Raw genomic sequence first — 21452 nt, 5'->3', positions numbered from 1 at the left:
CGATCGAGGCGCATCGGGGGCCTCCCTCAGAGAAACAACAGCTGTAGGGTAATGTCCGGACTTGTATCGAAAACCTTGGTATAGACCTGTTTGATCGTGTCGTTGTAGTAGTACGCATTGACGCTCGACTGTTCCAGGGCCTGCGGGCTCTCCACGTTGTCGAGTGATTCTCCGTCGAGGGTTACCGACTGTGGCGCGTCGGCGCCGAGCAGGGAGACGAAATAAAAGGGTTCGGCGGGCAGGTAGTTATCGTACGTACGCTGGATTCGGATGTTCTGGCCATTCGCAATGCCGGTATGGCTGATTTCGCTCAAGCGGTAGGCTTGTGCGGTGGCATATTGAGTGCTTGAGCCATCGTCCAGGTAGAGCGTGTAGGTCGAGTCCTGGCCCGGGTAGATATTGAAGGTCAGTGGATTGACCTCAAGTTGTCCCACCCACTGTTCCAACTGGCGCATCGGCAGGATCGCCCCGGCGCGTATGTAGATCGGCACCTGGTCAAGATCCGCATGATAGCCCATGACCAGGGTCCCACCGTCGATCGGTGCATCGAGGGGGAAATCGTCGTCCATGAACGCGTACCACTGCGACCCCGCAGGCAGGTAGATATCGCGCACGGGTGGACTGGGCGCAGAGGCGGTCTCGTGTGGGGTAATGATCGGGGCCACGAGGATATCGCGGCCAACGAAGAACTGATCGTTCAGGTAGTCATAGATCCGCGGGTCCTGCGTCTCGTTGAGGAACAGGGCACGGGCGATCGGCATGCCGGTCTGCGTCGATTGGTATAAGGCGTCGTAGTAGATCTGCAACATCCGATAGCGCAGTTCGACGTATTTTCGGCAATTGCTCGGCACCGGCTCGGCGTAGTTGAAGGGTTCCTGGAACTGCTTGACGTAGCCGTCGTAGTGATTGCGGTACCAGGGCAAAAAGGAACCGAGCTGCATCCAGCGGGTGAACAGTTCGTAATTGGTAATCAAGCCTTCGCCGACACTACCGTCGCCCGGGCCAAACCCGCCAATGTCGCAGCCCGAAAGCGGGATGCCTGAGAGCCCGAGGTTCAGTACCTGCGGCAGGTTGATCTGGAGGAAATCCCAGCTGGAGGCCGAGTCGCCGGTCCACAATGCTGCGTAGCGCTGCAACCCGGCATAACCGCCACGGGCGATGATGAAATTGCGCTGCTGCGGACGCAATTGGTTGAGCCCGTTATAAGTGGCTTCACTGAGCAACAGGGCGAAGGCATTGTGCACTTGGGCATGCGCCACGCTCTCGCCGAAGCTGGTCACCATCAGGTCCAGTGGTGCGGTCTTCCAGGGCGACAGCACGCGGTTTTCGTTGGGCGGAGGCGCTTCGCCATACGCCGGGTTGCTGTCGGCTGTGTCATTGGCACTCTGCTGCATCTGCGGTGTGTCGTAGTAGGCGTAGATGGCCGGATCGGTCATGTCCTGCCAGACCATCTCCAGTCCCACGGACAACAGGTACTGGTACTGCTGCCCCCACCAGGTACGGACTTCGGGCCGGCCAAGATCGGGGTAGTAGCCACCGGAGCCGAGCTGTGTCTCGTGGTTGCTGTTTGCCTGCAAGGGTGGGTAGGCGTAGGGGTTGCTGCCGTAGTTCACGCCGTAGTTTTCTTCCCCGACGAACAACGAACCATCCGTTGGTAGGCCGGCGCGGACATTGCTCAGGAAATAGCCTTGCGCCACGCCCTCATCCCGCGTGGGGTAGGGCGTGTCTTCGCCGTTCTCATCGAGGGGGTTGTTGCTGATCATGGCCGTGATGTTGGTGCTGCACTTGAAACCGTTGGCCTTGAGGTTGGAAAACAGCACGCCCAGTTCAGGGAACTTGATATTACTGCTGGTAAACGTCCGATAGTTGTTCTGCAAGTCGATATCGATGTGCAGCCCGTCGATCGGGATACTGGTGTTGCGGTAGGCGTCGGCCGCCGCGCTGAGTTTTTCCTGATCGTAATAGCCATAGCAGCCTTGGTGGTAGCCCAGCGCGTATTTCGGCGCCAGCGTCGGCCGCCCCGTCAGTTGGGTGTATTGGTCAACGACCTCTGACGTCTGGTCGCCGAGCATGAAGTAGTAGTCGAGCTCACCGTACAAGGCGCCGAAATAGTACATGCCGTCCATGTTGGAGTAATCGTTGGCGCCAACGTTGAAATAGGACTGCGACGGGTTGTCGAAGAACAGTCCGTAGCTGTACGCCGGACCGGCATTGACGCCTTGCGGGCTGGGGTTGTTCTCGATCAACAGGGGCACGGAGCAGTAAAGCGGCTCGCTGGGGTTGAGCGGCCCGGACTGCTCGCCCTGCGCCAGCGTATCGGACAAGTATTCGAAGTTATCGAAATTGAACTGGGTCAGGCTGAAGCCGTTTTTGGCCAGTTGGGCCCCGGCTTTTTCGCCAAAACCGAAGTAGTAGGCATTCACCGGCGTTTGCTTGAAGTTGGCAATGACTTCATGGCCCGGCAGGTAGACCAGGTTGTAGTAGTGATTGTCATCCGTCGTATCGCTATGCACCAACTGCGGTCCGCTTCCGTCGTCGCGAAAGACTTGCAGGGCATAGGGTTGCAAATTGATACGCAGCTGCAGGGCGCCGGTGTCGATCAGTAGCAGGTCCTGGGTGTTTTGCAGGACGTTGAGGGTCACCGGGCCGAGATCGCGATTGATCACGGCATATGAATTGTCAGTGTCGTAGCTTGCATTCGCCGCAGGGTTGAAGCGAACGCGGAAACAACGAGGAGACAGGAAGGACAGTTGCAGGCTGACATTGTTGTTCTGCGCGCTCAGCAGAAAGCTGTTGCCGGCCCGCGTGATGGCGCCGACGTTACCGAATGGCGTCCACTGTCCGAGGTTAGGGGTGAAGTTGTTGGTGGTCACAAACTGGTAAGTACCAGCTGGATCGGTTTGCAGAAAGTCCCTGGCACCGTTGGCGCTCAGGTAGGCTTTTTGAGTAAGGGGCCGACTCATGATGAAGTTCCTCCGTGGAATGGGCTGAGCGCTGGGATAATACGCACGCTCTCCGGAGGCCTTACAGGCGCCCCGGTAGCGTGCTCAGCCTCTCAGGGGCTCGGTTTTGCCTCCGTGCCGTCGGTGCGGAAATGCGCCAGCTGTTGAAACATCCAACTGAAGTCAGCGCTGGTCGGACCATTGAAAGTTGCCGTTTTGACGCCGTTCGGACCCAGGGTGTAAGTGCTGGCGATACCCGCCGAATAGTGGCAGCCCATGCAGCTTTCGGTGGCGAAGACCTGGTCGGTCACTGCCGGCCCGCCTTCCTCTTCCTGCCCCACGGGCTGGTTGCCCTTCTGGAAATAAGTTTCCATGATCGAGTTGGCCAGATAGACGGGGGTCGGCTTGCCACCGGACTTGTTGTCGATGCTCCCTGGCAAGGTCCCCGGGCCCGGGGTGGTCGGTGGCGCGGCAGGGTCTGTCGGCCATTGGGTGTTGATCAGCTCGTAGTATTGCCAGACCGAACCCATGTCACGCAGTAAGGCCTGGGCTTGTCGATTGATCTGCTCGGTGGCGGGGGGAATGGGGATCACACGGGTCACTTGCGTGCGCAACTGGCCCGTGGCCGGATCCTTGGTCGGCGGAAAGGTGTTGACCAGACAAGTCGCACAGTCGGGATTGTTGAAGGACGCTCGCAGGTGCTGCGGCTTGCCATTGACCTGAACGGTTTCGAGTGAATTGACCTGCAGGTTGTCGACGTGCTCGAAGGTTGACCAGCTCCATTGCGGCGAGGTGCCGGTCTTATGCGCGATGTGCATGCCTACCAGGCCAACCTGTGCATCGTGCCAGCCCTTGCCGTCGTCGTTGAGTATCATCGCGGTGGTGGTGAAATAGCGTTGAGGGATATCGCCGGCCGCCTCATCCAGGATGCGCCAGGCGAGCTTGATCTCGATCGCGCCGGGTTGCTCGGGACGATTGAATGATCCGGCTGGCATATTCAAGGCGTTATGCGTGTTGCTGAAGGCGATCTGCCCATCAAGGTTGTAGAGCTGGTTCTGCACGATGTACTGGGTTTCGGTATCGTTCATCAGTATTTCGTAATGGGCCTGCCGGCCATGCTGGTCCCAAAGCGGATGGGTAAAAGCCTGTTGGGTCTCATTCAGGACAGTCAGCGCCTTGGTGGCACTGATAATTGACAGAATGCGTTTGCTGCGGTCGGTGCTCGTAGCCGCCAGCGGCCCCAGGGGCACGCCATGGCGCGCCGTCACGGTTTGACGCAGGGGCCGCGCCGACTGCGTTTCGGTAAGCATCGTGGGCGGTGGTCGACCGTCTTCCTGGAACAGCTCGAATGACTCACGCCAGCGTGTCCAGGCCGGTGGGCCGAATGCCAGGTCGGTAATGTGTGGCGCAGGTTTGCCTTGTTCGCCTGTCGGCCAATTGATTGCCAGGAATTGTTGCCAGGAAAAGATATCGAAGACCCGTTGTACCTGGGCGAATTCGCCATTTTTCGTCAGGGTGCCGATCAGCGTGGGGTCGACGTCCGACGGAATGACCGGGCTCAGGGGGGAAGGTAAGTCCGGGGAGAACACAGGTCCTGTCTGGGCGGCTGCCAGCTGGGTAGCCAGCAACAGTCCTGAGAGAGTCAGCCCGGCAAGGCCGTGTCGGATGAACGACGAGCAAGACCGATTGATCAGACCGCGCCCCATAGCACTGCTAAGGCGATCAACGCTTTCCATAGGTCATATCCTTGACTGAGTGCGCGCGGAGAACTGGAGCACAAGGCGACTCACGTCAGCAGTCCTGCTGCCGCGCTCAAGCATTCGGACTTTTGAGCCGCACAAGCGGCTTATGCCCGGATACCCGAGTTCATGTCTTGACGTTGTGATGCGCCTAGCTGGGTTTAGCAGGCGGTTATGGGAGCGTCAAATGCGAACTCGCATTTCTCGCGGATTGGGTGGCAAGCGGCGAAACTCAATGTGCCGTTCTGTTGAGTCCCTCAATCTTTAGGCACAGCGATGATCTTTACCGCTGAATGAGATGTTTACGATCAGGCGAGCGAAGCAAAGCGATTCCCAAACAGCATTTGATATTAGTCTTCTGGCCATACGGCAGCCATGCATCGGTGCCTATACAGGGGGACTGGAGCCCACGGCCGCAATCCCCCCGGATTACTGTTTGCCAGCCAGCAATGCCGGAGTGCGCGGCGGAATCAAGCGTTTGTTCCCGGTCGACTCGAACGCCGAAGCCAGGTGAAGCAGCGCCGAGTCGTCATAAGCACGACCGGCGAAGGTCAGGCCGACCGGCATGCCGATATCCGCCATGACGCCCATCGGTACTGTGACCGTGGGCACGCCCAGATGGCGGATGGCGAGGTTGCCATTGGCGACCCAGATACCGTTGCTCCAGGCGATATCCGCCGACTTTGGATTGACATCGGCATCCGCCGGGCCGACGTCGGCCACCGTTGGGAAGAGCACCGCATCGAGCCCCAGGCGATCCATCCACTCCTCAAGGTCGATGCGCCGGGTCTGTTCAAGCCCGCGCAGTCCGTCAGGCACGCTGCTGATCTCGTTCCACGGGGTAATCCCACGTTCGGCCATGCGTACATACTCGTCCATGCCGGCGGCCAGGTCGCCTTCGCGGTTGGGCAGGGTGCCGGGGTCGTGGGGGAAAATCTTTGGCCCGTCGACATCCACCAGACGGTTCAACGCGGGATCGCCGTTGGCCCGCAGGAAATCATCGAAGGCCCAGGCCGACAGATCCCATAATTCATGGTGCAGGAACGCCTTGGACACCAGGCCCCGGGTGAACACCGTCGGCGTACCCGGACGATCACCTTCGCAGTTCGAAACCAACGGGAAATCGACCTCGATCACCTCGGCGCCAGCCGCTTCGAGCGCCTTGCGTGCGGCCTCCCAGAGATCGATCACGGAGGCGCGGGTGTTGATGCGCTGGCCGGTTGGGCCACCGATCCCAGGCGATTCGCTGGTGCCCGCGTCGGGATCCGCGTTGATGAACATACGCGGCACGCCGAAGCGTTTGCCTGCGAGCGCCTCGCTATTGGCCGCCAGCGCGCCATAGGACGCGGGACGCACCGAGGTCACGCTCGGAATCGGCACCCAGGGTTGCATCCGCCACAGATCGCCACGGGTATCGGGATCCTCCGCCACCACCACGTCGAGCACTTCAAGGAGGTCGGCCATGCTCCTGGCATAGGGCACGACGACGTCCATGGTCGGGGTCAACGGCCAGTTGCCGCGCACCGAGATCAACCCACGGGAAGGGGTGTAGGCGCACAAACCGTTGTTCGAGGCCGGTCCGCGTCCGCTCGACCAGGTTTCTTCCGCCAGGCCGAATGCGGCGAAACTGGCGGCGGTTGCCGTTCCCGCGCCGTTCGATGAGCCCGAGGCGAACGGCGCGGTGAGGTAGTCGGCGTTGTACGGACTTTCCGCCCGGCCGTAGACCCCGCGCTGCATGCCGCCGTTGGCCATGGGCGGCATATTGGTCTTGCCCAGGCAGATCGCGCCGCCGGCGCGTAGCCGTTCGATGGTGAACGCATCGCGCTGGGCGACCAGCTTGGCGAAGGCCGGACTGCCGGAGGCAGCGGTAAGCCCCTTGACCAGATAACTGTCCTTGGCGGTATAAGGGATGCCATCGAGCGGTCCCAGCGTCTCGCCTTTGGCCCGGCGGGCATCGGACGCCCGCGCTTCGTTGAGAGCATCGGGGTTGCGAACTACCACCGCGTTAAGGGCGGTAGGCGTGCCTGGGCCGTCGTAGGCCTCGATCCTGGCAAGGTAGGCCTGCACCAGTTCAACCGCGGTGGTCTGGCCGGATTCAAGCGCAGCACGTAGCTGGGCAATGGAAATTTCGGTTACTTCGATCATGTTGTTATCGCCGACTGCGGAGGGGGGCGGGGTGGGTGTTTGCAGCACAGGGGCGCTTGGGCAACTCAATAAGCCCTATGGAAAATGCATCTTAAAAGAAAGGCGACAGGTCACCAACTTTCGTTGAGGGTAGCCGTCGCCTTGGGCTTCAGATCCGTGCCAACGCCTGCGCCAGGTCCGCCCGCAGATCTTCGACATCCTCGACCCCCACCGACAAGCGCACCAGCCCATCGCCGATGCCGAGTTGCGCGCGGGTTTGCGCCGGGATACTGGCGTGGGTCATGATCGCCGGGTGTTCGATCAGGCTTTCGACGCCGCCCAGGCTCTCGGCCAGGGCGAAGATTTCTACGCTTTCCAGGAAACGCTTGGCACCGGCCAGGTCGCTTTTCAGGTCAACCGAAATCATCCCGCCGAAGCCGCGCATCTGCCGACACGCCAGTTCATGCTGCGGGTGTGACGGCAGGCCCGGGTAGTAGACGCGCGCGACCTGTGGCTGACGTTCGAGCCAGGTCGCCAGGTCCAGGGCATTGCTGCAATGGCGCTCCATGCGCAGCGCCAGGGTTTTCACGCCGCGCAGGGTGAGGAACGCATCGAATGGCCCGGCAATCGCACCTACCGAGTTCTGCAAAAAGCCCAGGCGCCCGGCGAGTTCGGCGTTTTGCCCGACCACCGCGATGCCACCGATCACATCGGAGTGGCCGTTGAGGTATTTGGTCGTCGAGTGCACCACGATGTCGAATCCCAGCTCCAACGGGCGCTGGATCCACGGGCTGGCAAAGGTGTTGTCGGCGACACAGATGATGCCGCGGTCGCGACAAATGCGGGCGACGGCGGCAAGGTCGGTGAGGCTCAGCAGGGGATTGCTCGGTGTCTCGACCCAGACCATCCGCGTCGTGTCCTGCAACGCTGCTTCGAAGGCGCCGAGATCGGTCAGGTCGACGTAGCTGAAGCGATGCCCGGCGCTGCGTTGGCGCACTTTGTCGAACAGGCGGAAGGTGCCGCCGTACAGGTCATTGCCGGAGACCACATGAGCACCCGCGTCGAGCAGTTCGAGCACGGTGGAAATCGCCGCCAGCCCGGAAGCAAAGGCGAAAGCCTGGGTGCCGCCCTCGAGGTCCGCCACGCAGCGTTCCAGGGCAAAGCGCGTCGGGTTGTGCGAACGGCCGTAGTCGAAGCCCTTGTGCACCCCGGGGCTCTCTTGCAGATAGGTGGAGTTGGCGTAGATCGGTGGCATCAGCGCCCCGGTGGTCGGGTCCGGCGCCTGCCCGGCATGAATGACGCGGGTGGAGAAGGCGCGGGGTGCGGCGGACTTGTCGTGTTGACTCATGCCAGGGATCTCCGTAAGTGATTGAGCAGGTCGACGCGAGTGATCAGGCCGTGAAAGCCCGAGGCGTCGGCGATGATTGCGACCAAGCCGCGATCCAGCTCGGCCTGCAGTTCAGCCAGGCTGGCAGTGGGGGCCAGAGTCTGCAGTTTGTCGGTCATGACGCTGGCCACGCTTAGGCGAAAGTGCGCCGCGTCGTCGTGCATGCCCAGCAGGATATCCGATTCGTCGATCACACCCACCAGTTGCTGGCCGGCCACCAGCACCGGCAGTTGCGACACGTCCGCCAGGCGCATGCGCTGGAAAGCGGTGAGCAGGGTGTCGTCCGGCCCGACGCTGATCACCCGGCCATCCTCGAAACGCCGCGCGATCAGGTCACGCAGATCGCCGTAGTGCTTGTACTTCAGTAGCCCCTGATCGTTCATCCACTGGTCGTTGTAGACCTTGGACAGGTAACGGGTGCCGGTGTCGCAGACAAAGGTGACGACGCGCTTGGGCTCGGTCTGCTCGCGGCAATAACGCAGCGCCGCGGCCAGCAGGGTGCCGGTCGAGGAACCGCCGAGAATACCTTCGGCACGCAGCAGTTGACGGGCATGGTCGAAGCTTTCTTCGTCGCTGATCGAGTAAGCGTGGCGCACGCTGGACAGGTCGGCAATCGACGGGATGAAGTCTTCGCCGATACCTTCCACGGCCCAGGAACCGGCGCTGCCGAGGGTGCCGCTGCGGCTGTACTCGGCGACCACTGAGCCGACGGGGTCGGCCAGGACCATGGCCAGGTTCGGTTGCACGCGCTGGAAGAAGCGGGTCAGCCCGGTCAAGGTGCCGGCCGAACCGACGCCGACGACGATGGCGTCGACATCGTGTTGGGTTTGTGCCCAGATTTCTGGCGCGGTACTGGTTTCGTGGGCCAACGGGTTGGCCGGGTTGTTGAATTGATCGGCGAAGAACGCATCGGGAATTTCCTTGGCCAGCCGCGCGGCGACGTCCTGGTAATACTCGGGATGGCCCTTGCCGACATCGGAGCGGGTGATGTGCACCTCGGCGCCCATGGCCTTGAGGTGCAGGACCTTTTCGGTGGACATCTTGTCGGGGACCACCAGCACCACCCGGTAACCCTTGGCCCGACCCACCAACGCCAGGCCCAGGCCGGTGTTGCCGGCGGTGGCCTCGACGATGGTCGCGCCGGGGCGCAGGCGCCCGTCGCGCTCGGCCGCGTCGATCATCGCCAGGCCGATGCGGTCCTTGATCGAGCCGCCTGGGTTCTGCGATTCGAGCTTGAGGAACAAGGTGCACGGGCCGGTATCGAAGCGGCTGACGCGCACCAGCGGTGTATTGCCGATCAGTTCGAGTACGGCGGGGCGGGAGTTGTTCGGCATGTCGTCACCTCGTTACGGGGGCAGTTCGTATTGGATGGACAGCGGGCTAGGGGAGCGGGTTGCAGATAAAGGTATCGTTTGGAACATAGGCCGGGATTGCATCAGCCGCAACCGCAGACGGGCAATTGATGACGGGGGCGCCAGGGATGGGGCCGTCATGCAACAACAATTTACAATTTTTTCGGCGCTGGCTATGATCGCCGGCCGGAGATGGCATTCCTCCGTATTAACCGCTGCTTCTCTTGCAGCTGATGATGCCTGCAGAAACCTGATCAAACAGGTCTGTAGGTGCTTGCGCCCAGAATGCCTCTTTGGTCAGTCCCCATTGACATGCTACGGCTGACCCCCCATGCCCAGACTTTCTCAACTCGAACAACTCCAGCTGCTGCCCTACATCGCCAAGTGGTTGTTGTTAGCCAGTATGGTCGCCGTACCGGCAGGTACGGCCTCGGCTTTTTTCCTGTTTTCCCTGGACCATGTGACTCAGTGGCGTGAAGCCCATGGCTGGGCTATCTGGCTGCTGCCGATTGCGGGTTTTGCCGTTGGGCTGATTTATCATTGGTTGGGAAAACCGGTCGATGCGGGCAACAACCTGATCATCGATGAGATTCACGATCCGAAGAACACCGTGCCGTTGCGAATGGTGCCCCTGGTGCTCGGCGGCACCTTGGTCTCCCATATGTTCGGTGCTTCCGTGGGGCGTGAAGGTACCGCCGTGCAAATGGGCGGTGCACTGGCCGACCAATTGACGCGCCTGCTGCGTCTGCGCCGGGAAGATCGACGCATCATGCTGATGGCCGGTATCAGCGCAGGTTTTGCCTCGGTGTTCGGCACGCCATTGGCAGGGGCGATTTTCGGCCTGGAGGTGCTGGCCATCGGGCGCATGCGTTATGACGCACTGTTCCCCTGCATGGTCGCGGCGATCGTCGCCGATCAGGTGGGCCTGGCCTGGGGCGTGGCGCATGTCCATTACGCCATTGGCGAGGTGCTGCCCGTGCAATTCTGGAGCATGATGGCTGTCGTCGCGGCCGGCATCGTGTTCGGCCTGGCCGGCCTACTGTTTGCCACCGCGACTCATCGACTGGGCGCCTGGGTCAAAAAGCTGATCACCTACCCGCCCTTGCGTCCCCTGCTTGGCGGCACGCTGATCGCCATCGCCGTCTGGGCGCTGGGTGCGCATCAGTACATCGGGCTTGGCATCCCCAGCATCGAGCAGTCGTTTCAGATGCCCATGGCGCCTTGGGACTGGCTCGGCAAACTGCTCTTCACCGTGCTGTCGTTGGGCACGGGTTTCAAGGGCGGCGAGGTCACCCCGTTGTTCTACATTGGCGCGACCTTGGGCAATGCCCTCGCGCCATTGCTGCACTTGCCCTTCGCCATGTTGGCGGGTATCGGTTTTGTCGCCGTCTTTGCCGGTGCGGCCAACACCCCATTGGCAACCACCATCATGGCCATGGAGTTGTTTGGCCCGCAAATCGCGCCGTTTGCCGCCATTGCTTGTATCGCCAGCTACCTGGTGTCCGGTCACGCCGGTATCTATAACGCCCAACGGGTCGGCCAGAGCAAACATCATGCTCATTTGCCCGAAGAGCTGAGGCTGGCCGAGGTGAAGCAGTACCGGGCGGAAAAACTGTCGACCAAGGCAAAAGTGAAACCCAAGGGCTAAAGCCTCATTCCGAGCATTCGCAGCGCACTAGCGCCCTTTATGAAGGGCGCCCCTGCTGCTTGACCGCCGCCGCCAGTCGCTGCAGCACGGCGATCTGTTCCATCGAGTCGCTCTTGAGTGTCTTGACCTGGGCCAGCAGTGCAGGATCCGGCGTGGGGCCGCGCTCGACCATGACTACGGTCAGGCGAGACATTTTTCGCATGTCGTCGAAGTAGCGCAGCATGGCCGACCTGACCATGATTTGCGGCGAATTGGCGGGTAGACGGGCGCTATCAACGGCGGCATACAGCGGGTCCCATTGCGGGACGACTTGTTGCGCGACAGCGTTGGCTATCGCTGCTCTTTTACCCGGCGTATTGGTAGGCTGCTGTAGCTGACAGGGATTATCACCAGAGGAGTTCCAATGAAAGTTCATTTCGTCGTTCACGAAGCCTTCGAGTCGCCGGGCGCTTACGAAACCTGGGTTGAAGAGCGCGGCTACGAGGCCAGCTACTCGCGTGTTTATGAGCGCCATGCTTTTCCGGACGTAGACACCATCGATCTGCTGGTGGTACTGGGTGGCCCGCAGTCACCGGCCACCACCCTGGCAGAGTGTCCGCACTTCGACGCCGTCGCCGAATGTGCGTTGATCGCCAGAGCCGTTGCGGCGCAAAAGGCCGTGGTGGGCGTCTGCCTCGGTGCCCAACTGCTCGGTGAAGCCCTGGGGGCCAGGTTCGCTCACAGCCCCGAGAAAGAGATCGGCAAGTACCCGATCAGCCTCACCGCGGCGGGAAAGGACAACAACAAGATCGCTCATTTCGGCGATGTCCTGGAAGTCGGACATTGGCACAACGACATGCCTGGCCTCACCGAGAACGCCAAGATCCTGGCCTATAGCGAAGGGTGTCCTCGGCAGATTGTCGAATACAGCCCGCGGGTGTATGGCTTTCAATGCCATATGGAATTCACCCTCGACGTCGTGGAGCGGCTTATTGGCGCATCCGAGAGTGAGTTGGCGACGTCGATCGAGTGCCGTTTCGTCCAGCAACCGGCCGCCCTTCGCGCGAATGACTATGCGCAAATGAACCAGAAGTTGTTTGGGTTTCTGGACAAACTGATGGCGTAATGCCCATTACGCTGAGGTTATAACAGGCCCGATCAGCCAATCTGCACCGGGGCGCGGTCAACCGCCATTGGCGGACGTGGCACTGGCCATCTGCTGGGGTTTGCAGTTGAGGTAGGTCGAGGACTTCAGCCAGTTCCGGTCGGGGTACCAGACAAACATGAACTGGCCATCCTTGAGTTTGTCGACCACCTGCCGCGCGACTTGCGGGCGTACGGCGGGGCAGCCCTGGCTGCGGCCGAGACGGCCTTCGCGCTTGCTCCACAGCGGGCTCACGTAGTCGGCCGCATGAATCACGATGTCCCGGTCGCGGGCGCGATCATTGAAACCCGGTTCCAGGCCGTCCATGCGCAGTGAATAGCCATGGGTGCCTTCGTAACTTTCCTGGGTGCGGAACAGCCCCAGGCTGGATTGATAACTGCCGATCTGATTGGAGAACTGGGTGGCGAAGTTTTCCCCGGAGTTCTGCCCGTGGGCGACCAGGTCGCGTAGCAGCAGGGTCTGCTTGCGCAGGTCGAAGATCCACAGGCGTCGCGTGGTCGAGGGTTGCGAGTAGTCGATCACCGCCAGGCGCTCGGCTTGTTCGAGTCCACTATTGATCGCGCATTGCATGGCGCTCAGGGCATTTTTCAGAACCCGGGGGTTGAGTTCCGGCGCCGCGTGGGCGAGTCTGCGATACAGCGTCTGTTCAGGGCCGCTGGCGGCCAGGGTAGAACTGCATGGCGCGGCCAGGGTCAGAATGATCAGGCAGAGTCGATAGCAAGAAGTCAGCATGTAGAGAGTGCCTCGGCCGTCAGTACAGGCTCGCGCATCCCGTCGGTCTTTGGGTGGCGTGGTCACAGGCTGCCTGAAGGTTTTTCGCCTCTGCCACAGCTGTAGACCATCAATGCGACGATCATGGATTGGAGTCAAGCCGTTGTTCAAAAAACACGCATGTTACTTGAGCATGTGCCTGTTCGTGGCACCACTGGTCGCGATGGCCGAGGATCCGCTCAGCGATCCGCCCACCCCCTTGCCGTCGGTGATGGCGCAGTTGTCGACCGCCTGCCCAGGCCTGGCGGTACGGCTGGACGCGCCGACACAACAGCGCTTGCGGGTGTTTTACCAGCAGCAGAATGAGGCGCCCGTGTGGTCCGCCAGTGGTCGGCTGGCGGCCTTGCAGGCCCAACTGTCGTTGTTGGCCGATGATGGCCTGGATCCGGCGCGTTACCCGTTGCCTCAGGACACAACTGGCGGCAACGCGCTGTGTACCGATATCGAGATCAGCCGGCAGTATCTGCAAGCCTTACAGGACCTGCATTACGGTCGCTTGCAGCAGGCGCGCTTCGAACCGCTCTGGCAGGCACAGCCGCCGACGCGGGACGTGGACACCGAGCTACTGACACTGGCGGCGACGGGGTTGCAGGATATGGCCCTGGCGTTCGATCAGGCGCGGCCGAATGTCGAGTTGTACCGAAGCCTGCGTCGCGCTTACGCGGCGCAGCGCCAGCAGCCGTTGGCAGATTGGCAGGCGATCGGCGGCGGGCCCTTGCTGCGTCCTGGCATGGAGGACGCGCGGGTGCCGGCATTGGCCCAGCGACTGCTCGCCGAAGGCTATCTGGAGAGCCTGCCCGCCGGGTTGGAAAAGACCTATGGCGAGGAACTGACGCACGCGGTCGAGCACTTCCAGCTCAGCCATTCGCTGCAGGCCGATGGGGTGATCGGTCCGGGCACCCTGACCGAACTGAATATCAGCCCGGCGCTACGGCGCGAGCAGTTGCGCATCAACCTCGAACGCTTTCGCTGGTTGGCGCCGGACCTGGCGCCCGAGGGGGTGCTGGTCAATGTCGCAGCGGCCCAGTTGAGCGTCTACCACGATGGCGCGTCGGTGTGGCAGACGCGCCTGCAAGTGGGACGTGCCGATCGACAGACGCCGTTGTTGAAATCGAGGGTCACCCGGCTGACCTTGAACCCGACCTGGACCGTGCCGCCGACCATCATGCGCGAGGACAAGCTGCCGGCGATCCGCCAGAATCCGACGTACCTGAGCCAACAGAACCTGCAGATACTGGACAGTGAAGGCCATCCGCTGGCGGCGGACGCCATCGACTGGGAGCGGCCTGGCAATATCATGCTGCGCCAGGATGCCGGTCCGAGGAATCCGCTGGGCAAGATCGTCCTGCGTTTCCCCAATCCTTTTTCGGTGTACCTGCACGACACCCCCAGCCAGCCGCTGTTTGCCAAGGGCCCCCGGGCCTTCAGCTCGGGCTGTGTGCGGGTCGAGCAACCGCTGCACCTGCGGGACCTGTTACTGACCCCGGCGGAACGTACGCGGACCGACGAATTGCTGGCCAGCGGTACCACCCACGAATACCGGCTTGCGGCGTCGGTGCCGATCCTGCTCGGTTACTGGACGGTCCAGGTCGATAGCACTGGAGCCTTGCTGTATGCACCGGATATCTATGGGCATGATCCGGTGCTGCTGAAGGCCTTGGGCGGCACGGAGAGTACGTTGAGTACTGTTCGCGCTGATTGAGGTTGGGGGGATCTCATTAACCCGCATCGGGCGATGCGGGTTTTTTGGGCCCGTTGACGAGCGCTTCAAGTTCGCCGTGAATCAGAACTTGTAGGTAACGCCCAGGCCGTAGCCCCACGCGCTGTTTTCGTACTGGGCGCTGTAGGAGCCTTTTTGCGGGTTGTTCAGGTTGACGTTGACATCTTCTTCCTTGAGGTAGGAAACGGCGAGGTCGATGGTCAGGTCGTCGGTTGGGCTGTAGCCGGCACCGACGCTGATGACGCGGCGATCACCCGTCGGGATGCGCACGGAACGATCCGTGTTGTTCGTCGGTGCCTGGTCGACCGACAAACCGCTGCGCAGGATCCATTCCTTGTTGACCCGGTAGGACACGCCGATGGCCGAAGCCCAGGTGTCATGCCAGTTCTCGGGTTCGGTGCTGCTGGTGAGCTGGCTGGCGAGCGGGCCGGTCACACCCTGGTTGTTGATGGTGATGTTTTGCAGGCGACTCCAGCGGGTCCAGGTGGCACCGCCATAGACCGTCCACTGATCATCCAGTTTCTGGGTGATCGAGAAGTCCACGTTCTCTGGTGTGGTGATATCCAGGGAGGTCTTGTAGCGGGCGTCGGCAATGCCCAGGCCGGAGAGGCCAGTGACGCTGGTGTGGCCATCCAGCGAGTAGCTGACCTTGGAGTGGTAGGTCAGACCCAGGCGGGTGGTGTCGGTTGGTTGGACAATCACACCAATGTTGTAGCCCACCGCCGTGTCGTCGCCCTTGACGTCGACAAAGCCGTTACCGATAGGCAGCGTGGAGCTCAGCTCGCCGCTGATGCGGTTGAAGGTCGGACCGAAGCCAATGGACACCACGTCGTTGATGGCGTAGCTGACAGTCGGTTGCAGGGTCACAACCTTGACTTCGCTCTTGCGGCCGTAATTGCTGCCGGCAAAGCCGCTTTCATAATCGGTGATCAGGCCGAAAGGCGCGTAGGCGCCCAGACCCACTGCCCAGCCGTTACCCAGCTGTTTGACCAAGAAGGCATTGGGTACGGAAGTGAACGGGACCATATCGCCGTCGTTGGTGCCGCCTCGACGACCGCCGTTGACGTTCTTGATATCGGTCTTGGCATCAAGCACCGCGGCGCCGGCGGTCACTTGGTCGCGCTTGAGCAGGGACATACCGGCAGGGTTGCCGTAGAGGGTGCTGGCATCTTCGGCGGAAGATGAGCGCCCCGCGTAACCGGTGCCCATCCCGCTGATACTTTGTTCGTTGATGGCAAGACCACTGGCGAACAGTTGGGTGGAGGCCAGGGTAACGGCAAGGCTGAGCGTGGTTTTGAGTATGACTTTTTTCATTATTAGAACTCTGTGGATAATCACGTGCCGCGCAAACTACCAATGTTTCAGTTTCGTATCTATAGGCTGTATCGCTTGAGATAGAGCGGTTTGTAGGGCAATCCGACGAGAATTGGCAGTTTTTTTAGATAATGGGTGTTGGTGATATCTGGCGATCGAAGTGACTGATGAGTCTGAACTTTGCCAGGCGCGAGTGAAGCCTTTTAGTTGTCTTTGTGGTTGGAGCTGCTATCGCCTGATTTGCCCCGTTGCTCTTCTGGAAGCGCCCAGAATAGCGGCGCCCTCCAATCGACAAAAACACGCAAGCCGGCGCTCAAGTGCCGGTTCGGCGCGTAGATGATCGGACGCACTGTCTAGACCTGCAGAAAATGGCTCGCAAGGGGGCCGTGTAAAATCGCTTCAACCGATCCAGAACAAAGAAGGTGCAATGCGGATTGCCCATGCTGCACGCCGTGGGGCTTCCGGGCAGCGGCAGCGCGGTCCTGTTGTTCTCGCCTTACTTCAACTTGGGCATATTGATGATGGATCTGATAAAGGCCTCGTCGGGGCTGCCCATAAGTTCGGAGACATACCACTGGCCTTTGACTTGCCTGAAACCTATATGGATGCCAACCAGTCGCCCGTCATCACGTTCGATCAGGTAAGCCCGGTTTTCAAAGATTTCACCTTTTGTTTCTTTGGGACCCAAGTGTATTTTGTAGATGTCATGTTGCCCGATCCAGCTGGACAGGGCGCCTTGGCTTTTGGAAATCAGATCTTTTTCGTTGGTTTGCCACTGGTCAAAGTGCCCGGCAAAGACCTTGTTCCAGCAGTCCGCCGCCAGTTTTTTTTCAATACATTGAACGTATTGGTTTTCAAATTCGTCTTTGTAGGCAATGGCTTCGTTGGCGTAGGCGGAACTTGCCGTGGCCAGGAGGGACAGGCAAAAAATAGCGTTCTTGAGCATTCTGATCTCATTTTGAATGTAGGCTTTTACCTTGCGGTTCCGCCTTGTATTGCTTAGCCATCGGCATTCGCTTTCGCGCTTGCAGCCGCCCATGGCTCAGGTGTATTCGTCCTACAGTACCTCACCAGGTTCAGGCCTGGATAGTCGGCTTCCGAAGCCCGTGACGACAGCGCGCCCGGCGCGATCCCACGGGTTCGGATGGCAGGGTTCGATCAGGCGGCGTTGGCTTCTTTTTTCAGGCTGCTCATGTCGATCACGAAGCGGTATTTGACGTCGCCCTTGAGCATGCGGCCATAGGCTTCGTTGATGTCTTGAATATCGATTATCTCGATATCCGAGACCAGCCCGTGCCTGGCGCAGAAGTCCAGCATGTCCTGGGTTTCCTGGATGCCGCCGATCAAGGAACCGGCCAGGCTGCGGCGCTTGAAGATCAGGTTGAACACCGACGGCGAAGGGTGCGGACTGTCAGGGGCACCGACCAGCGTCATGGTGCCGTCGCGCTTGAGTAGCGCGAGGAAGGCGTCCAGGTCGTGGGGCGCGGCCACGGTGTTGAGGATGAAGTCCAGGGTGTTGCTGAACGCGGCCATTTCATCCGCGTTCCTGGACACCACGACTTCATTGGCGCCCAGGCGCAGGCCATCTTCGCGCTTGTTCGGCGAGGTGGTGAACAGCACCACATGTGCGCCCATGGCATGGGCGATTTTCACCGCCATGTGCCCCAGGCCACCGAGACCGACCACGCCGACCTTTTTGCCCGGGCCGACTTTCCAATGTTGCAGCGGCGAATAGGTGGTGATACCGGCACACAGCAACGGTGCGACGGCCGCCAAGTTGGCATCGCCATGGGAGATGCGCAGGACGAATTTCTCCTTGACGACGATATTGTCCGAATACCCGCCAAAGGTGTTTTCACCGCCGAACACCGGGCCGTTGTAGGTGCCGGTGAAGCCGTTTTCGCAGTATTGCTCTTCGCCTTCGGCGCAGGACGCACAGTGTTGGCAGCTGTCGACCATGCAGCCGACGCCGGCCAGGTCGCCGACCTTGAATTTGCTGACATGGGCACCGACCGCGGTGACCCGGCCAACGATTTCGTGCCCCGGCACTGACGGGTACAGGGTGTTATGCCATTCATTGCGCGCGGTGTGCAGGTCGGAGTGGCAGACACCGCAGTAGAGGATCTCGATCTGCACATCGTCGGCACCGGGAGCGCGACGTTCAAAGGTGAAAGGCTTGAGTGAATCCTTGGGGTTGTGGGCCGCATAGCTATAAGTCTTGGTCATGGCGTCGTCACCTTGGGTTTCATGGGGCAGGAAAGAACTTGACCAGCATAGCCATTGAATCGTTCAAGCGGATGACGATCCTGAGACCAGAGGGGCTGGCCAGGCTATCCGCACCAGGAAGCCCCCCCGATGGGTGTCAGCCCAGCCAGATGGACAGCTCGACGTCCTCGGCGAACGGCGTGGACAGGAAACCTTCGGCAGGATTGCGCACGCGGGCCAGGTACTCGGGGCTATGGTCGGCATTGTCGGCGATGATCAGCGCACCCGGGCGCAGGCGACTCTGCAGCAGGTTCAGGATATCGGGGTAGAGCGCCTTGGCGCCGTCGAGAAGGACCAGGTCGATGCGTTCCGGGAGGTTGACAGCGAGGGTCTGCAGGGCATCGCCCTGGCGAATCTCCACCAGGTCGACCAGTCCGCCGGCCACCAGGTTTTCCCGCGCTCGCAGTACCTTGGAGGGCTCGAACTCGCTGCCGATCAAGCGGCCGCCACCATTGTCCCGCAGGGCGGCGGCCAGGTGCAGGGTCGAGAGGCCGAACGAGGTGCCGAACTCGACGATCGTCCGTGCCGCGCTACTGCGCGCCAGCATATACAGCAGTGTCCCGGTTTCCCGTGAGACCGCCAGCGGGAAGTCCTTCAAGCGCGTATAGAACTCGAGGTAGTCGGTCTTGCTGCGCATCAGACGCACGCGCTCGGCTTCCGAAATATTGCCAGCGGCGGCGGCGAGGGTTGGCCACGTTGCATCGGCCTCGGCGAACAGGCGGTCGAGCAGGGGCGCGAGGGGGGCTTGGGTCAGGGTGGTCATGGGGTTTTCCCGGTGAGTTCAGTGAGGGTTTATAATGCGAACAAACCTTCATATTTTCTATTCGCATTGTGAGCCCAGCCCATGACCGATCGCCCAAGTCCGCGGATTGCCTCACGCAAACAGCCCAAGCAGGTTCGCTCCAATGACCTGGTCGATTCGATTCTGCAAGCGGCTATTCAGGTTTTGGCGAAGGAGGGCATGCGCCGCTTTACCACCACACGGGTCGCCGAGCGGGCCGGGGTCAGCGTCGGATCGGTGTATCAGTATTTCCCGAACAAGGCGGCGATCCTTTTTCGCCTGCAGAGTGATGAGTGGCGCGAGACCACCGAAATGCTACGCGGCATTCTTGAAGACCCGCGCCACCCGCCCCTGGAACGGCTGCGTCTGCTGGTTCACGCGTTTATCCGCTCCGAATGCGATGAGGCCGAGGTCCGCGTGGCGCTGGATGACGCCGCGCCGTTTTATCGCGACGCGCCCGAGGCTCGGGAGGTAAGGGCTGCGGGAGCGCACATCGTCGAGGTATTTATGCGCGAGGTACTACCCGATGCTAGCGACGCGATCCGTGCCGTGGCCGGCGATCTGATCAAGGCGACACTCAGTTCGGTGGGCAAGCAGTTTTCGGAAAGCCCGCGAACCCCCGCGCAGATCGAAACCTACGCGGATGCCATGGCCGATATGTTTTGCGCTTACCTGCGAGGTCTCGGACACGGTTGAGAACCTTCGTGTGCTCAGGCCGCTTGATCCAGGACTCGTTCATCCCGTTCAGTATCGGTATCGTCCTCGATCGAACCACGATCGAGAAACAGAAACACCACGGCCGCCGTCAGCACGGTGATAACGGTCAGTACCCGCAGCAAGCTGCTGAACGCGGCACTGTAGCCCTCGGCTAGTGCGGCTTGTCCTGCGGTGGGCAGCAGTTGTGTGGCACCGGCCAGGTCGCCGCTGACCAGATGCTGCGCGGCACCGACGATGTCCGGCGTCGCCGCGCCACCGAGATGACTGGCGGTGAGCGCTGACAGCAGTGCAGTGACGACGGCAATGGCCACACCTTCACCGGCCACCCGGGTGGTGCTGAAAATACCGGTGGCCATGCCGGCGCGCTCCTTGGGCACCACGCTGACTGCCATGCCGTCCATCAAGCCCCAGGGCAGGCTGATGCCGACACCGATCACGAACATCGGCCAGGCCAGTTGCATGGCTGAACTGCCCACCGGCACGTGACTCAACCAGAACAGCCCGGTGGCACATACCAGCAGGCCACTGCCGCACAAGGTCGAGGGCGATAGCCAGCGGGTCAGGTAACCGGCGACGACCGGCAGTACCAACAACGGCGCCGATAACGCGATCAGCAACCAGCCGGCCGCGATCTCGCTCATGCCTTCGATGCCGACAAAACGGATCGGCAGCAGTATCAGCAGTACCACGAAGGAATAGGCCGGTGCGGCCGCCAGCAGTTGCACGCCGACGAAGCGCGGGAAGCGGAACAGCGTCAGGTCGAGCATGGGCTGGGCGACCCGCTGCTCGATCACGACGAAGGCCACGAAGGACAGCAGCGCGATGGCGAACAGACCGAGCACCTGCGGATCGGCCCAACCGCTTTCCGGCGCTTTGAGGATGGCAAAGGTGAAAATCCCCAGCGCCCAGGTGAAGGTGATCGCGCCGGGCCAATCGATGCCGGCCGCCTCGGGGTTGCGTGACTCGTGCATGTAACGCGCGGCCAGCAGCAGCGAGATGGTCGCCAGCACGGTGATCAGCAGGAAGATCAGCGGCCAGCCAAACGCCTCGATTATCGCGCCGGCCGCCACGGGGCCGAAGGCCAGGCCGATACCGAAGCTGGTGCCGACAAAACTGAACGCACGGATGCGCCCCGGTCCGTCGAAGACTTGCGCCAGGGCGGCCATGCCGCCGGAGAAGGCGGCCGCGGCGGCCAACCCCTGGGCCGCGCGCAGGACGTCGAACAGCGCCAGGCCGGGGGCGAAGGGCAATACCGCGGCGAGCAGGGCAAAGGCGCTGACGCCGCCGAGGAAGATTTTTTTGCGGCCATAGTTGTCGGCCAATGCCCCGGCCAGCATCAGGCAACTGCCGAAGGTCAGCATGAAGGCGTTGGTGACCCAGTTCAGTTCCATTGGCGAGCCACCGAAGGTCCGGCCAATGGCAGGCAGGGCAACGGCTGCCGCGGTGAAGTTGAAAGGCATGGTGATGGCCGTGATGCACACGGCCAGCAGAATCAGCCGCTGTTGAAGCAAGCGTGGAATGGGCATGTTCGCAGATCCTTGTCGCGGG

General features: G+C 61.3%; 16 protein-coding genes and 1 riboswitch. Of the genes, 4 read left to right on the top strand and 12 right to left on the bottom strand.

Annotated elements, in window-relative coordinates:
- Positions 1–26: 26 nt before the first annotated feature.
- From AC07VG_RS01355 to AC07VG_RS01335, 5 genes are all read right to left on the bottom strand, one after another.
- A complete protein-coding gene (locus AC07VG_RS01355; RefSeq protein ID WP_495020313.1) occupies positions 27–2963 on the bottom strand; it encodes a TIM-barrel domain-containing protein in 2937 nt (978 codons plus the stop codon).
- Positions 2964–3055: 92 nt separating this feature from the next.
- A complete protein-coding gene (locus AC07VG_RS01350; RefSeq protein WP_495001020.1) occupies positions 3056–4678 on the bottom strand; it encodes a hypothetical protein in 1623 nt (540 codons plus the stop codon).
- Between the two features lie 432 nt (positions 4679–5110).
- The gene (locus AC07VG_RS01345) at positions 5111–6826 is read right to left on the bottom strand and encodes an amidase (RefSeq protein ID WP_495020312.1); all 1716 of its coding nucleotides are present in this window, start codon (positions 6824–6826) and stop codon (positions 5111–5113) included.
- Positions 6827–6974: 148 nt separating this feature from the next.
- Positions 6975–8153 (bottom strand): cystathionine gamma-synthase, encoded by a 1179-nt coding sequence (locus AC07VG_RS01340; protein WP_495020311.1) that lies wholly within the window; start codon positions 8151–8153, stop codon positions 6975–6977.
- Positions 8150–9526, bottom strand: coding sequence for a pyridoxal-phosphate dependent enzyme (locus AC07VG_RS01335; RefSeq protein ID WP_495001017.1), 1377 nt, complete (start codon positions 9524–9526; stop codon positions 8150–8152). Before AC07VG_RS01335 ends, AC07VG_RS01340 begins: the two co-directional genes overlap by 4 nt.
- A 197-nt stretch (positions 9527–9723) precedes the next feature.
- A riboswitch (Fluoride riboswitch) is annotated at positions 9724–9794 on the top strand.
- A gap of 81 nt (positions 9795–9875) precedes the next feature.
- Between AC07VG_RS01335 and AC07VG_RS01330 the strand changes: the two genes are divergently transcribed.
- The gene (locus AC07VG_RS01330; RefSeq protein ID WP_495020310.1) at positions 9876–11192 is read left to right on the top strand and encodes a voltage-gated chloride channel family protein; all 1317 of its coding nucleotides are present in this window, start codon (positions 9876–9878) and stop codon (positions 11190–11192) included.
- Between the two features lie 37 nt (positions 11193–11229).
- Here the strand turns inward: AC07VG_RS01330 and AC07VG_RS01325 are convergent, their stop codons facing one another.
- A complete protein-coding gene (locus tag AC07VG_RS01325; RefSeq protein ID WP_495020309.1) occupies positions 11230–11619 on the bottom strand; it encodes a hypothetical protein in 390 nt (129 codons plus the stop codon).
- On the opposite strand from AC07VG_RS01325, the gene AC07VG_RS01320 reads away from it, so the two are divergent.
- Complete coding sequence (locus AC07VG_RS01320) at positions 11596–12297, top strand: type 1 glutamine amidotransferase (RefSeq protein WP_495001014.1); 702 nt, start codon at positions 11596–11598, stop codon at positions 12295–12297. The two genes, AC07VG_RS01325 and AC07VG_RS01320, sit on opposite strands and share 24 nt — an antisense overlap.
- Before the next feature lie 57 nt (positions 12298–12354).
- Here AC07VG_RS01320 and AC07VG_RS01315 read toward each other — a convergent pair whose 3' ends face one another.
- Entirely contained in the window at positions 12355–13068 is a 714-nt protein-coding gene (locus AC07VG_RS01315) for a murein L,D-transpeptidase catalytic domain family protein (RefSeq protein ID WP_495001013.1), read from the bottom strand.
- Positions 13069–13210: 142 nt separating this feature from the next.
- Here AC07VG_RS01315 and AC07VG_RS01310 point away from each other — a divergent pair, with 142 nt between their 5' ends.
- Positions 13211–14809 carry a L,D-transpeptidase family protein gene (locus AC07VG_RS01310; RefSeq protein WP_495020308.1) on the top strand — a complete coding sequence of 533 codons (1599 nt, stop codon included), beginning with the start codon at positions 13211–13213 and terminating at the stop codon, positions 14807–14809.
- An 81-nt stretch (positions 14810–14890) separates the two neighbouring features.
- On the opposite strand, the gene AC07VG_RS01305 is transcribed toward AC07VG_RS01310, so the two are convergent.
- The 4 genes from AC07VG_RS01305 to AC07VG_RS01290 all read right to left on the bottom strand — a co-directional run bounded on the left by AC07VG_RS01305 (position 14891) and on the right by AC07VG_RS01290 (position 19169).
- Positions 14891–16141 (bottom strand): OmpP1/FadL family transporter, encoded by a 1251-nt coding sequence (locus AC07VG_RS01305; protein ID WP_495001011.1) that lies wholly within the window; start codon positions 16139–16141, stop codon positions 14891–14893.
- Positions 16142–16637: 496 nt separating this feature from the next.
- The gene (locus tag AC07VG_RS01300) at positions 16638–17087 is read right to left on the bottom strand and encodes a hypothetical protein (protein WP_495001010.1); all 450 of its coding nucleotides are present in this window, start codon (positions 17085–17087) and stop codon (positions 16638–16640) included.
- 212 nt (positions 17088–17299) lie between these two features.
- The gene (locus AC07VG_RS01295) at positions 17300–18367 is read right to left on the bottom strand and encodes an NAD(P)-dependent alcohol dehydrogenase (protein ID WP_495001009.1); all 1068 of its coding nucleotides are present in this window, start codon (positions 18365–18367) and stop codon (positions 17300–17302) included.
- 136 nt (positions 18368–18503) lie between these two features.
- Entirely contained in the window at positions 18504–19169 is a 666-nt protein-coding gene (locus AC07VG_RS01290) for an O-methyltransferase (protein ID WP_495001008.1), read from the bottom strand.
- An 81-nt stretch (positions 19170–19250) separates the two neighbouring features.
- On the opposite strand from AC07VG_RS01290, the gene AC07VG_RS01285 reads away from it, so the two are divergent.
- Positions 19251–19883, top strand: coding sequence for a TetR/AcrR family transcriptional regulator (locus AC07VG_RS01285; protein WP_495001007.1), 633 nt, complete (start codon positions 19251–19253; stop codon positions 19881–19883).
- Between the two features lie 14 nt (positions 19884–19897).
- Here AC07VG_RS01285 and AC07VG_RS01280 read toward each other — a convergent pair whose 3' ends face one another.
- On the bottom strand, positions 19898–21430 hold the full coding sequence (locus AC07VG_RS01280; protein WP_495020307.1) for an MFS transporter: 1533 nt from the start codon (positions 21428–21430) through the stop codon (positions 19898–19900).
- Between the last annotated feature and the right edge of the window lie 22 nt (positions 21431–21452).

The sequence above is a fragment of the Pseudomonas sp. GW821-FHT03C07 genome, from assembly GCF_059420925.1.
This window is presented reverse-complemented; position numbering and strand designations above follow the sequence as displayed.

Bases quoted from the DNA above. Each gene is read 5' to 3' on its own strand.
- AC07VG_RS01290 (WP_495001008.1), bottom strand. From the start codon at position 19,169: ATGACCACCCTGACCCAAGCCCCCCTCGCGCCCCTGCTCGACCGCCTG.
- AC07VG_RS01295 (WP_495001009.1), bottom strand. From the start codon at position 18,367: ATGACCAAGACTTATAGCTATGCGGCCCACAACCCCAAGGATTCACTC.
- AC07VG_RS01320 (WP_495001014.1), top strand. From the start codon at position 11,596: ATGAAAGTTCATTTCGTCGTTCACGAAGCCTTCGAGTCGCCGGGCGCT.
- AC07VG_RS01300 (WP_495001010.1), bottom strand. From the start codon at position 17,087: ATGCTCAAGAACGCTATTTTTTGCCTGTCCCTCCTGGCCACGGCAAGT.
- AC07VG_RS01305 (WP_495001011.1), bottom strand. From the start codon at position 16,141: ATGAAAAAAGTCATACTCAAAACCACGCTCAGCCTTGCCGTTACCCTG.
- AC07VG_RS01315 (WP_495001013.1), bottom strand. From the start codon at position 13,068: ATGCTGACTTCTTGCTATCGACTCTGCCTGATCATTCTGACCCTGGCC.
- AC07VG_RS01350 (WP_495001020.1), bottom strand. From the start codon at position 4,678: ATGGAAAGCGTTGATCGCCTTAGCAGTGCTATGGGGCGCGGTCTGATC.
- AC07VG_RS01330 (WP_495020310.1), top strand. From the start codon at position 9,876: ATGCCCAGACTTTCTCAACTCGAACAACTCCAGCTGCTGCCCTACATC.
- AC07VG_RS01335 (WP_495001017.1), bottom strand. From the start codon at position 9,526: ATGCCGAACAACTCCCGCCCCGCCGTACTCGAACTGATCGGCAATACA.
- AC07VG_RS01340 (WP_495020311.1), bottom strand. From the start codon at position 8,153: ATGAGTCAACACGACAAGTCCGCCGCACCCCGCGCCTTCTCCACCCGC.
- AC07VG_RS01345 (WP_495020312.1), bottom strand. From the start codon at position 6,826: ATGATCGAAGTAACCGAAATTTCCATTGCCCAGCTACGTGCTGCGCTT.
- AC07VG_RS01285 (WP_495001007.1), top strand. From the start codon at position 19,251: ATGACCGATCGCCCAAGTCCGCGGATTGCCTCACGCAAACAGCCCAAG.
- AC07VG_RS01355 (WP_495020313.1), bottom strand. From the start codon at position 2,963: ATGAGTCGGCCCCTTACTCAAAAAGCCTACCTGAGCGCCAACGGTGCC.
- AC07VG_RS01280 (WP_495020307.1), bottom strand. From the start codon at position 21,430: ATGCCCATTCCACGCTTGCTTCAACAGCGGCTGATTCTGCTGGCCGTG.